Source organism: Bradyrhizobium sp. P5_C11_2 (assembly GCF_054049755.1).
Genome location: NZ_JBFULT010000020.1, coordinates 20,115 through 31,849, shown reverse-complemented (window position 1 = coordinate 31,849; position 11,735 = coordinate 20,115). Strand labels below are relative to the sequence as shown.

Genomic DNA, 11,735 nt, shown 5'->3' with positions numbered 1-11,735 from the left:
CATCCGGGCTACGGGAGATAGACCGTCCTCTCACTTCACCTTCAGCGACAGCTCCGTGCCGCCCTTGAGCGGCAGCGTCATCGAGACGAAGCCGATCATTCATTTCCTTTGCAGTCCGTCACTTCCCGAGAATTTCCGCTGCGGCGCGGTCCAGGATCGCAGCGATACGGCGCGCTTCGGCGGAATCGCAGCCGTGCTTGCTGCGCAGCGCGCGCTTGAGATTGTGGCGAGCCCGGTGCAGTTCGTCGGAGGCATCCGCGTCGAGATCGCCGATTCCGGCAAAGGCCTCGCGCACCTCGTCCATGCGGCGCCCGATCCGCGACAGCGCCTGAAGGATCGCGTCCGCGGTCGCACGCTGCTCGGCGAGATGCGCCTCGCCCTGCGGGGTGATGCTGTAGAGCTTGCGGCCGCCATCCTGTTCGACGCTGCTGTGGCCGACCTCTTCCAGATAGGTGAGTGCCGGATAGATCACGCCGGGGCTCGGCGTGTAAAAGCCGTCCGAACGCTCCTCGATGATCTTGATCAGCTCGTAGCCATGCGCCGGATTCTCGGCGAGCAGCGCCAGGATCACGAGCTGGAGGTCCTGCGAGGACAGCCGCCGCGCGCCCGGAAAATCACCGCCACCGCCGCGCCCGAAAAAGCCATGCCCGCCGCGGCCGAAGCGATGCCCGCCATGACGGCCCATGGCGAATGCGAAACGGAATTCCCGGTCGTCTCTGCCGTGTCGATTGTGATGCTTGTCTCGAAACATATCGTACGTCTCCTCTTTAGATATATCGTAAGATATATTTTCCGATGAGAAGCGCAAGCCACGAGACCGTGATTGCTGCTCGCGACCTCAGTTGGGCGACGAAATCAGGTCGATAGCTTGACATCCCGCTGATATGTCGCTGGTATGTCAGTTATGCCCATGGCCTCCCTCGACCGCGACCGCGCCTATGCCCTGCTCCGCGACCTCGTCATCTCCGGCGAGTTCGCCCCCGACGAACCGCTCTCCGAACGCAGCCTGTCGACCAGGCTGGCGCTCGGGCGCACGCCGGTCCGCGAGGCGTTGAGGGCGCTCGCCAAGGACGGCCTGCTCACCATTCATCCGATGCGCGGCACCTTCGTGCGGCAAATGTCGTTCGACGATCTGCGCGAAATTCACGAATTGCGGCTCGCGCTCGAAGGCATGGCGGCCTATCTCGCCGCAACGCGGGGCCCGACCGAGCCGCTGCGACATTGCGCGGAAGAGCTGCGCAGGATCTCCGCGGCCACGACCCTCGATGTCGAAGAGGCGCAGCAGGTCGGCTGGGCCTTCCACGACGAACTGTTCCGCGCCACCGGCAACGGCCGGCTGGCGCAGGCCTACGACAATCTGCGCGCCCAGAGCGGCCTCGCCCTTCAGAAGATGCGGCAATACAGCGTCGAGCGCACGCGCCAGGCGGTCAGCGAGCATCTCGACATCTACGCGGCCGTCGAAGCCCACGACCCCGATACCGCGCAGCAGCGCATGTGGCGGCATCTCGCGTCCGCCTTCGAGGCGCGCCTCACGGCGCTCGGCGCCATTCGCACGCAATATCCCGGACAAGGAGACCATCACGCATGATCTGGCGATTGATCCGGCTGCCGTTCGCGCTGCCGCTCGTGTTTCAGATGCTGATCGGGCTCGGCTTCGGCCTTTGCGCCGGATTGCTCTGGCCCGATTTCGGCGCAAGCCTGCGCCCGATCGGCACCGCCTTCGTCGAAGCGGTGAAGATGATCGTCATTCCCGTCGTCTTCGCCTCCGTCACGCTCGGCATCTACCGGATGGGCAGCGAGCTGAAAGTTCTCGGGCGCGTCGCCGCGATCAGCCTCGGCTATTTCTACCTCGCCACCGTGATCTCGATCCTGATCGGCCTGCTGCTCAACGCCGCCTTCCATCCCGGCGCCGGCGCCCCGCTGGCTGCAACCGGCAAGCTGCCGCAGAATCTTGCGGTGTCGGTCGACTGGATCAAGTTCTTCATGGACATGATCCCCTCCAACATCGTCGCGGCGATGGCCGAGCAGAAGATTTTGCCGACGCTCGTCTTCGCCATTCTCTTTGGTCTGGCACTGGCCTCGGTCGGCAAGGTCGGCGAACCCATGATCGCCGTGCTCGAGGCGGTGATCGCGGCGATGTTCAAGATCACCAGATGGATCACCAACCTCGCGCCGATCGCCATCTTCGCGGTGATGGCGTGGCTGTTCGCAACCCAAGGCCTCGCCACCGTGATCGCGCTCGCAAAGCTCGTCGGCGTGATGTATCTCGGCCTCGCGATCATGGTCCTGATCTTCTGGCTGATGCTGCTCGCGATTGGCGAGAAGCCGCTTGCCGTCACCAAGGCAGTGATGGAGCCGATGATCCTGGCCTTCTCCACCCGCTCCTCGGAGGTGACGCTGCCGCTGCACATGGAGAAGCTGCGGGCGATGGGGACATCCGAGCGCATCGTCTCGGTGGTGCTGCCGCTTGGCTATGCCTTCAACCGCGACGGCGCCATCATGTATTTCGCGCTCGCCGTCACCTTCCTCGCCGAGGCCTATGGCGTGCCGCTGACCTGGTCGACGCTGTTCACCATCGTGATGGTCACGACCATCGCGAGCAAGGGCAGCGCCAATGTTCCCTCCGGCGGGCTTGTCGCCATCGCCATGGTGCTGTCGGCGATCGGGCTGCCGATCGAGGCGCTGGCGGTCATTGCCGGCGTCGACGCCTTCCTCGACATGGGCCGCACCGCGATCAACGTGTTCGGCAACACGGTTGCGGTGAAGCTGGTCGAGCGGTTTGCCGGCGACGTCGTGGCGGATGAGGCCGAGCCGGCCGCAGCCGGCCTGCAAATGCAGGACGCCTGATGGCCGCGCAGGACAGCCGCAGCGACGGCATCGTCGATTTGCGCAGCGACACCGTCACGCTTCCGACGGCGGCGATGCTGGAGCGCATGCAGCGCGCTCCGCTCGGCGACGACGGCCGCGAGGGCGATCCCACCGTTCGCGAGCTCGAAGCACGCAGTGCCGCGTTGACGGGCAAGGAGGCAGCCCTGTTCGTGCCGAGCGGCACCATGGGCAATCTGCTGGCGATGTTCGTCCATGCCGAGCCCGGCGCGATCATCCTCGCCGATGGCGGAGCGCATCTCCTCAACTCGGAGATCGGCAGCGTCACCCGGATCGCTGGACTGGTGCCGGCGCCGGTGCCGGGCCACCAAGGCGCGATGGATGAAGCCGCGCTCGAAGCGACAATCCGGGCCTCCAGYGCTTCCGGCCGGCCCGGCCTGATTGCGATGGAGACGACGCATAACGGGGCCGGCGGCGCCGTATTGCCACTCTCGCACATGGCGCGGATCCATGCGCTCGGGCGGGCCAACGGAATCCCCGTGCATCTCGACGGCGCACGCCTGTTCAATGCATCCGTCGCGCTCGGCGTGCCGGCGGCACGCATCGCCCAGCATGCCGACAGCGCGATGTTCTGCGTGTCCAAGGGCCTGAGCGCGCCGGTCGGCAGCCTGCTCTGCGGCTCCAGCGATATCATCGCGAAGGCGCGCGGCTTGCGCAAGTTCATCGGCGGCACCATGCGCCAGGCCGGTGTCGTCGCGGCCGCGGGCCTCGTGGCGCTTGAGACGATGATCGAACGGTTGCGAGACGATCATGCGCGGGCGAAGCGGCTCGCCGCCGCGCTGACCTGGCTCGACCCGGCGCTCGCCGAGCCCGATCACGTGCAAACCAACATCCTGCGCCTCGACGTCTCGGCAAGCCCGCGCGACGCCGCCGCATGGGCCGACGGCATGAAGCAGCGCGGCATTCTGGTGCAGGCGAGCGGCCCGGCGCAGCTCCGGCTCGTCACCCATCGTCACATCGACGACGTGGCGGTCGATCGCACCATCGCCGCCTTCGCCGCGCTCGGTCGCTAGGGCGCGGGCGTTGCAAGCTCCGCGCGCCGTGCTATCGCTCGCGCCATGACGCCAAGAACCTTTGAAGCACGCTGTCTTCGTCTTCCCGCCGTCACCAAGGTGGTGCAGTGGGAGGGCACCTCCGTGTTCAAGGTCGGCGGCAAGATGTTCGCGCTCAGCGGCGGCTTCGCTGCGGGGTCGGGCGGCTACATGTTCAAGACCTCTGACATGGCCTATGCGATGCTGATCGAGCACGGCATGGCGCGGCCGGCGCCGTATCTGGCGCGCGCCAAATGGGTGCAGCTCGTCAGCAACGATGCCCTGCCCGATGCCGAGCTCGCGGGCTATCTGGCGCAGGCCCATGCGTTGGTGGTCGCAAAGCTGACGCGGAAGACCCGCAAGGAACTTGGCCTCGACTCTCCGGAGGGGCGACCGGCATAACGATCACCGCGTGCAGCCAACCGGCCACTCGCGGCGACATTGAGCTTTCATCCGTCCCCGATATACTGCCTGCTCTGGATTCGATTTGGGACATCGGCGTGGCGATTGATCTGAAGGCGGTCGAGCAACTCGCTACCGATCAATCCTCGCTCAAGGCGGCCGCCGGGCTTGCCAAGCCTGCCAAATGGTCCGGGGTCGGCGGAAGCCGGGACGGCGCTCTGATTTGGGGTGAATGCGCGGGTTCCGGCGCGAATCCCTACCGGGTGATGGCCGACCTCCGCGACCTCGGCAACAAGTGCACCTGTCCGTCGCGCAAATTTCCCTGCAAGCACGTGCTCGGCCTGTTGTGGCTGAACGCGGAAGCGATCGTGCCGTTCGCGCCCGCCGACACGCCGGCCTGGGTCAGCGATTGGCTGGGTCGCCGGCGCGGCGCATCCGCGGCGAAGCCGGCAGGCAATGCCGCACCGAGCAACGAGAAAGACTTGCGCGCCGCACGCGCCGTCGAACCGGAAACCGCCGAGGATCCGAAGGATGCGGCACGGCGGGAGGCCCAGGCAGCCAGGCGAAACGAGGAAACCGAGCGCCCCATCCTCGATGCGATGGATGCGCTCGAGCAATGGATTGGCGATCAGCTCCGCATGGGATTGTCAGGCTTCATCGACGATGCCACGGCACGATGCCGGCGGATCGCGGCGCGGCTGGTCGATGGCAAGGCCGCGGTGCTCGCCGGTCGGATCGACGAATTGCCGGCCCGTCTCCTCGCGCTTCCGGCAGGCGACCGGCCGCGCGGCGCAGTCGTCGAGCTCGGCAAGCTCGTGCTGCTCGCGCGCGCCTTCCGCGCCGCGCCGCGCGATGCCGAGACAAGGCGCGCCATCGCGACATCGGAAACCCGCGAGACGGTGCTGGCCGATCCGCAAGCGCTGCGGATCGAGGCGCGCTGGGAGGTGCTCGCCGAGCAGGTACAGACGCGCCGCGACGGGCTGGTGTCACAGACTACGTGGCTGCTCAATCTTGCCGCGGCCAGGCCGCGCTTCGCCATGCTGCTCGACTTCTTCCCTGCAAGCGCCGGACGGCGCGGCTCGGTCTTCACGCCCGGCGAGCGCTTCCACGGCGAGCTCGTCTTCTACCCGTCGCAACAGCCGCTGCGCGCCTTGCTGCTACGGCGCGACGCCGCGGAAGAGACGCCGGTTCTCAAATGGCCCGCGCCGGATGAAACGCTCTCCGACGCGTTGACGCGGCCGCTGCTGGCCGAGCCGTGGACGATCGACGTTCCCCTGCTGCTGCCACAGGGGCGGATCGCGCGCGACGACGCAGGACATGCGTGGTGGCGATCTGGCGACGGCACCGCCAAATTGCCGGTCGCCAACAACGCGGAGGGCCTGCTTTGCGGCACCGATCTCACGCGCACCGCCGCGATCTGGTCGGGCAGCCGGCTCACGATCCTTGCCGCGCAGACCCCCTGGGGACGGATCGGCAGTCATGACTGATGCGGTCAAGGCCGATACGATCTACGACGCGATGGGCGCGGTGCTGACGCGCTGGACCATGGGATCGGCGGCCGCGCCAGCAGCCTCGTTCTGGCGCGCCGAGCTTGGCGACGATCCCGCCGAGGCGGAGTTGCGGCTGCTCGCTTTGTCGGGCCAGTTCCTCGGCATCGCGGTGACGGCAGAGCCAGCCTCGGCGCTCCGCGTCCTGCCCGACATTCCCGCGCTCGCATTGCCGACATTGCCCGAGGCCCTGCGTCCGCTGGCGTGCCGCATCCTGGCGGCGAAGAGGCAGACGCAGGTCAAGACCGAACTCGTCCACTTCCTCGCGGCCCGCGGCTGGGCGATGCATCCCGCCGACTGGATGCCCGAGGCCGGCGATGATGATGTGCCCGATGTCTATGCGGCATGGCGCGACTGGGCAGAGATTGCAGCGTCCAACACCCCCGCGCGGCAGCAGACGAACGACCGGATTACCGCCGACAATTGGGAGGACTTCTGGCCGGCCGCGCGCAAAGCGACGCTGGCCGAGCTGAGGCGGCGCGATCCATCCACAGCACGCGCTGTGCTCGAGGCAAAGCTCGGCGGCGAGAATGCCGAGGCGCGATTGCGCCTGCTGTCGCTGCTGTCGGAGCGGCTGTCCGATGACGATATCCCCTTCCTCGAAGGCGTTGCGCAGGACGACCGCGCGCCCAAGGTCAAGGCGCTTGCGGCCTCACTGCTCGCACGTCTCGGCCGCGGCCCTGCGATCGGGGAGGATGCCGCCGAGCTCGCCGGCTTTTTCTCGGTGAAGACCAAGGGGCTGTTGCGCCGCTCGCGCGTCATCCAGGCCGAACCAGCCAAGACGCCGGCGCAATGGCAACGCCGCAAGGCGCTGTTCGATAGCGCCGACCTCGCGTCGTTTTCGGGCGCGCTCGGCGTGACGCAGCAGGAGCTGATTGCCGCCTGGGACTGGAACGTGGACCAGGCTGCCGATCTGGCGCTGGTCAACCTGATCGTGACGACTGGAACCGATGCGCAGGTCACGCAAGCGGCGGACATCATCAGCGAACGCGATGCGACCGGACTCGTGGTGACGCTGGCTCCGCGGCTTGCGCCTGCCGCGCGCGCAGAGCATGCCGGGGCAGCTTTGAACGCACACGGCATCCGCTTCGAACTGGCGCAGCTGATGGCGGGACCGGCGGCGCGGCTTAACAATCCGCTGTCCGCGCCTGCAGGCAAGGCGTTGCTTGCCGCGCTCCAGCGCGACGATGCAAAGCCTTCCGACCAGGCCGCAGAACTCCATGCGCTGGGCCTCATCGCCTCGCGCGAGGGCGCGCGACGATCGCTGGAACGCCTGACCGGCGCGGGCCTGGTGCAGGGCGACCCGCGCCTCGACATGCTGCGGCTCAACGCCGCTTTGGACGACAAGGGAGCGAAGCCATGAGCGAGAAACTGCGGTTGCCCGCCGAGGAGACCTATGCGGCCGAGCTGAAGGCGCTTGCCGCGGGCGATCAGCATCGCCCGCCGGGCTGGGCGCTCGCCCCACGTCAGGTCGTGACCTATCTGATGGGCGGAAAGGCAGCCGACGGCACGACGATCACGCCGAAATATGTCGGCGACAGGCGCCTGATCGAAACCGCCGTTGCGACCCTTGCGACCGATCGCGCGCTGTTGCTGCTCGGCGTGCCCGGCACGGCCAAGTCGTGGGTCTCCGAGCATCTCGCCGCGGGCATCACCGGCGACTCGACGCTCGTGATCCAGTGCACGGCGGGAACCGACGAGAACCAGATCCGCTACGGCTGGAATTACGCCCAGTTGCTCGCGCACGGGCCGAGCCGCGACGCGCTGGTTCCGACCCCGCTGATGCGCGCGATGGAAGGCGGCAAGCTCTGCCGCTTCGAGGAGCTGACGCGGATGGGCAGCGACGTGCAGGACACTCTGATCACGGTACTGTCCGAAAAGATGATGCCGGTCCCGGAACTCAACACCGCTATCTATGCGCAGCGCGGCTTCAACATCATCGCGACCGCCAACAACCGCGACAAGGGCGTCAACGAATTGTCCTCCGCGCTCAAGCGCCGCTTCAACGTCGTCGTGCTGCCGTTGCCTGACAACGCCGAGGAAGAAGTCGCGATCATCGTCAAGCGCGTCGGCGAGATGGCGCAGAACCTCGACCTGCCGGCGCCGAAGAACGTCGCCGACGAAGTGGCGCGGGTGGTCTCGATCTTCCGCGAGCTGCGCTCGGGCTCGACCGAAGATGGCAAGGTCGCCCTGAAGTCGCCGTCGGGCGGGCTATCGACGGCCGAAGCGATCGCAGTGATGATCGGCGGGATCAGCCAGGCGACTTTCTTCAACGACGGCAAGCTGACGCCGGAAACGCTCGCCAGCAACATGATCGGCGCGGTCGTGAAGGATCCGGTGCAGGATACTGCCGTGCTTGGCGAATATCTGGAGACGGTGCTGAAGAAGAAGCGCGGCTTCGAAGGCTATTATGCCTCGCTGACCGATCGGATCTGAGACAGGGACGGGCCAGATGGCAGGCCAGATCTCACTGTTCGGCATCCGGCATCACGGGCCGGGATCGGCACGGCGGCTTTTGGAGGCGCTCGACGCGCTCAAACCTGCCGCAGTGCTGATCGAGGGGCCTGCGGACGCATCGGAGCTGTTGCCGATGCTCGCCGATCCCGACATGGTGACGCCCGTGGCGCTGCTCGCTTACGCCGAGGACAATCCGGCGAACGCCAGCTTCTTTCCCTTTACCGACTATTCGCCGGAATATCAGGCCGCGTGCTGGGCGGTGCGCCACGGCGCGACCTTGCGCTTCATCGACCTGCCGGCATCGGATCGGCTGGGCGCCACTGCCGGCGACATCGCGGCGGAAAGCGCGGCAAGGTCGGAGGACGATCCGGTGAGTCGCGATCCGATCGGCGCGCTCGCGACGGCAGCCGGCTATGACGATGGCGAGTCCTGGTGGTCCGACGTCATCGAGGAGAATCCTGCGACGGGCCCGGTGTTCGCAGCCGTCGCCGACGCAATGACGGCGCTGCGCGCCGAAGCCAAGCCGCTGTCGGCGCGCGAGGCCGCGCGCGAAGCGCATATGCGGATCGAGATCGCGAAGGCGGTGAAGGAATGCGATGGCGCCGTCGCGGTCGTCTGCGGCGCCTGGCACGTGCCCGCGCTCGCCGAGCGGCGCAGCCTTGCCGCGGATCGCGAACTGCTCAAGGGCCGGCCGAAGGCGAAGATCAAGGCGACCTGGGCGCCATGGACCGCGCCGCGGCTGTCGCGCGCGAGCGGCTATGGCGCGGGCGTGGTCGCGCCCGGCTGGTGCACGCATCTCTGGGAGACGCGCGACGGCGACCGCGCAACCCTGTGGCTTGCAAAGGTGACGCGCACGCTACGCGATCGCGGCCATTTCGTCTCGACGGCCTCGGTGATCGAGGCGCAGCGGCTCGGCACCGCGCTCGCAGCGCTGCGCGACCGGCCCTCGCCCGGCTTCGAGGAGCTGCGCGAGGCGGCAATCGCCTGCCTGTGCAATGGCGAACGTGCGGTGTGGAACGATGTCGCCGCCGAACTCCTGATCGGCGCAGGCGTTGGATCTATACCGCCGGCGACGCCGCTCGCGCCGCTGCTCGAGGACCTGCAGCGCCAGCAGAAGGCGACGCGGCTCAAGCCGGAAGCGCTGGAGCGGCCGCTGACGCTCGATCTGCGCAGCGAAAGCGGGCTGATGCGCTCGACGCTGCTGCACCGGCTCAATGCGCTCGACGTGCCCTGGGGGCGGATGCTGGACGCCGGGCGCAGCCGCGGCACGTTTCGCGAGAACTGGCAGCTGCGCTGGGAGCCGGAATTCGCCGTACGGCTTGTCGAAAATCTGCTCTATGGCTCAACCATCGCGGAAGCCGCCGCCGGCCGCCTGATCGAGGCGATGGACAAGGAGGCGGAGCTCGGCGAGCTGGCGAGCCTCGTGCGTAGCGCCATGATCGCCGATCTGCCGCGCGCCACGGAACGCGGCATCGCGGCACTGGAGACGAAGGCGGCGCTCACCAGCGATGGCCACGCCCTGCTCGGCGCGCTGCCGCCGATGGCCGATATCCTGCGCTATGGCGAGGCGCGCGCCGGCACGGTCGAGCATCTTGCGGCGCTGATGCCGCGCATCGTGGTACAGGCAGCCCTTGCCCTGCCCTATGCCGCGCGCAATCTCGACGCTCCTGCAGCAGCCAAGCTGCGCGGCGCGATCCTAGCGGCCGATGCCGCGATCCAGCTCGCGCTGCTCGACACCGATGTCGTCGCCAAATGGCGCGACGCACTGACAACCCTGCTGCACGATAGCCAGGCGACCCGGCTGATCGCCGGCACCGCGGCGCGGCTGCTCTATGAGGCCGAGCTGCTCGCCGCCGATCACGCGGCGGATCTGCTGGCGCGGATGCTTTCGCCCGGCACGCCGGTCGCGGAAGCGGCCGGCTTCTTCGAAGGCTTCTTCGAGGGCGCAGGCCAGCGGCTGATCCATGATGCGGCGTTGCGCAGCGCGGTGGATGCCTGGTTGATGGCGCTGGACGAGGAGGCCTTCACCGCCAGCCTGCCACTGTTCCGTCGCGTGTTCTCGGCGCTCGACCGCACCGAGCGCAGGCGCCTGATGGATGCGTTGTTCGCGCGCAGCCCGAACGGCGCGAAGGGATACCGGCTGATCGCGGACGCGGACGCGATCTGGCCGATGCACCAGGCACGCGTGATCGAACTCCTCAGATCGGGAGCGGCGCGATGAGCGAGACCGACGAACGCGGCCGCCGCTGGACGCTTGCCCTCGGTGCCGACGCCGAAGACAGCGAGAACGGCCCTGCTCTGTCCGCCAGCGACCGCCGCATGTCCGAAGCCTTGACGGCGCTCTATGGCAACAGCGACGACGCGCCGAAGAAGGGCCGCGGCGGCCTCGGCGGCTCGGCGCCGCGCGTCGCAAAATGGCTTGGCGACATCAGGGAGTTCTTCCCCGCGCCGGTGGTGCAGGTGATCCAGAAGGACGCTTTCGAGCGCAAGGGGCTGCGCCAGATGCTGCTCGAGCCCGAATTCCTCGCAACAGTCGAAGCGGATGTAAACCTGATCGCCGATCTGGTCGCACTGCGCGGTGTGATGCCGGAGAAGACCAAGGACACCGCCCGCATCGTGATCGCCAAGGTGGTGGCCGAACTGATGGAGCGGCTCGAGCGGCGCACGGCGGACGCGGTCCGCGGCGCCTTGAACCGCTCGCTGCGCACCAATCGCCCGCGCTTTGCCGATATCGACTGGCCGCGCACCATCAAGGCTAATCTCCGCCACTACCAGGCGGAGCATCGCACCGTGGTGCCCGAACGGCTGATTGGTTTCCTGCGCCAGCAGCGTCGCATCGTCGATCTGGAGGAAGTCATCCTGTGCGTCGACCAGTCGGGATCGATGGCAACCTCCGTCGTCTATGCCTCGATCTTCGCGGCGGTGATGGCCTCGCTGCCGGTGGTCGCGACCAAGCTCGTCTGCTTCGACACCGCGATCGTAGACCTGACCGAGGAGCTCGCAGACCCCGTCGAAGTGCTGTTCGGCGTCCAGCTCGGTGGCGGCACTGACATCAACCGCGCCGTCGCCTATTGCGAGGAGCGCATCGAGCGGCCCGCGAAAGCGCACCTGATCCTGATCACCGATCTCTATGAAGGCGGCGACGCAGACGCGCTGGTCGACCGCCTGGCGCGGCTCGCAACGCGCGGCATCAACGTGATCGTGCTGCTGGCACTGACCGACACCGGCCGCCCGTCCTATAACCCCGCGCTCTCGGCAAGAGTGGCAAACCTCGGCATTCCCGTCTTCGCCTGCACGCCGGACCAGTTTCCGGACCTGATGGCAACTGCACTGAAGCGCGAGGACATTGCCGATTGGGCCGCCGATCAGGACATCAAGCTGATCCGGCCCGAAACCTCGGCGCTTTGAGTCC

General features: G+C 67.6%; 10 protein-coding genes. 9 read left to right on the top strand and 1 reads right to left on the bottom strand.

Annotated elements, in window-relative coordinates:
• Positions 1 to 118: 118 nt before the first annotated feature.
• A complete protein-coding gene (locus tag ACXJL8_RS04135) occupies positions 119 to 751 on the bottom strand; it encodes a PadR family transcriptional regulator (protein WP_456618599.1) in 633 nt (210 codons plus the stop codon).
• Positions 752 to 904: 153 nt separating this feature from the next.
• Here ACXJL8_RS04135 and ACXJL8_RS04130 point away from each other — a divergent pair, with 153 nt between their 5' ends.
• From ACXJL8_RS04130 to ACXJL8_RS04090, 9 genes are all read left to right on the top strand, one after another.
• Positions 905 to 1,588 carry a GntR family transcriptional regulator gene (locus ACXJL8_RS04130; protein ID WP_456684654.1) on the top strand — a complete coding sequence of 228 codons (684 nt, stop codon included), beginning with the start codon at positions 905 to 907 and terminating at the stop codon, positions 1,586 to 1,588.
• Positions 1,585 to 2,847, top strand: a complete 1,263-nt coding sequence (locus ACXJL8_RS04125; protein WP_456618601.1) for a dicarboxylate/amino acid:cation symporter — start codon at positions 1,585 to 1,587, stop codon at positions 2,845 to 2,847. Before ACXJL8_RS04130 ends, ACXJL8_RS04125 begins: the two co-directional genes overlap by 4 nt.
• Positions 2,847 to 3,899, top strand: coding sequence for a GntG family PLP-dependent aldolase (locus ACXJL8_RS04120; RefSeq protein WP_456618602.1), 1,053 nt, complete (start codon positions 2,847 to 2,849; stop codon positions 3,897 to 3,899). The genes ACXJL8_RS04125 and ACXJL8_RS04120 overlap by 1 nt, the downstream gene beginning before the upstream one ends.
• A gap of 45 nt (positions 3,900 to 3,944) precedes the next feature.
• Entirely contained in the window at positions 3,945 to 4,319 is a 375-nt protein-coding gene (locus ACXJL8_RS04115; RefSeq protein WP_456618603.1) for an MmcQ/YjbR family DNA-binding protein, read from the top strand.
• 98 nt (positions 4,320 to 4,417) lie between these two features.
• Positions 4,418 to 5,806 (top strand): SWIM zinc finger family protein, encoded by a 1,389-nt coding sequence (locus tag ACXJL8_RS04110; RefSeq protein WP_456618604.1) that lies wholly within the window; start codon positions 4,418 to 4,420, stop codon positions 5,804 to 5,806.
• Positions 5,799 to 7,229: a DUF5691 domain-containing protein gene (locus ACXJL8_RS04105; RefSeq protein WP_456618605.1), complete on the top strand. Its 1,431-nt coding sequence runs from the start codon at positions 5,799 to 5,801 to the stop codon at positions 7,227 to 7,229. Before ACXJL8_RS04110 ends, ACXJL8_RS04105 begins: the two co-directional genes overlap by 8 nt.
• A complete protein-coding gene (locus ACXJL8_RS04100; RefSeq protein ID WP_456618606.1) occupies positions 7,226 to 8,302 on the top strand; it encodes an ATP-binding protein in 1,077 nt (358 codons plus the stop codon). The genes ACXJL8_RS04105 and ACXJL8_RS04100 overlap by 4 nt, the downstream gene beginning before the upstream one ends.
• A gap of 16 nt (positions 8,303 to 8,318) precedes the next feature.
• The gene (locus tag ACXJL8_RS04095) at positions 8,319 to 10,544 is read left to right on the top strand and encodes a DUF5682 family protein (protein WP_456618607.1); all 2,226 of its coding nucleotides are present in this window, start codon (positions 8,319 to 8,321) and stop codon (positions 10,542 to 10,544) included.
• Positions 10,541 to 11,731, top strand: a complete 1,191-nt coding sequence (locus ACXJL8_RS04090) for a VWA domain-containing protein (protein ID WP_456618608.1) — start codon at positions 10,541 to 10,543, stop codon at positions 11,729 to 11,731. The genes ACXJL8_RS04095 and ACXJL8_RS04090 overlap by 4 nt, the downstream gene beginning before the upstream one ends.
• Positions 11,732 to 11,735: the final 4 nt, after the last annotated feature.

Excerpts from the sequence above, each read along its gene's own strand:
- ACXJL8_RS04135 (WP_456618599.1), bottom strand. The coding sequence starts at position 751 with ATGTTTCGAGACAAGCATCACAATCGACACGGCAGAGACGACCGGGAA.
- ACXJL8_RS04130 (WP_456684654.1), top strand. The coding sequence starts at position 905 with ATGCCCATGGCCTCCCTCGACCGCGACCGCGCCTATGCCCTGCTCCGC.
- ACXJL8_RS04125 (WP_456618601.1), top strand. The coding sequence starts at position 1,585 with ATGATCTGGCGATTGATCCGGCTGCCGTTCGCGCTGCCGCTCGTGTTT.
- ACXJL8_RS04115 (WP_456618603.1), top strand. The coding sequence starts at position 3,945 with ATGACGCCAAGAACCTTTGAAGCACGCTGTCTTCGTCTTCCCGCCGTC.
- ACXJL8_RS04105 (WP_456618605.1), top strand. The coding sequence starts at position 5,799 with ATGACTGATGCGGTCAAGGCCGATACGATCTACGACGCGATGGGCGCG.
- ACXJL8_RS04100 (WP_456618606.1), top strand. The coding sequence starts at position 7,226 with ATGAGCGAGAAACTGCGGTTGCCCGCCGAGGAGACCTATGCGGCCGAG.
- ACXJL8_RS04095 (WP_456618607.1), top strand. The coding sequence starts at position 8,319 with ATGGCAGGCCAGATCTCACTGTTCGGCATCCGGCATCACGGGCCGGGA.
- ACXJL8_RS04090 (WP_456618608.1), top strand. The coding sequence starts at position 10,541 with ATGAGCGAGACCGACGAACGCGGCCGCCGCTGGACGCTTGCCCTCGGT.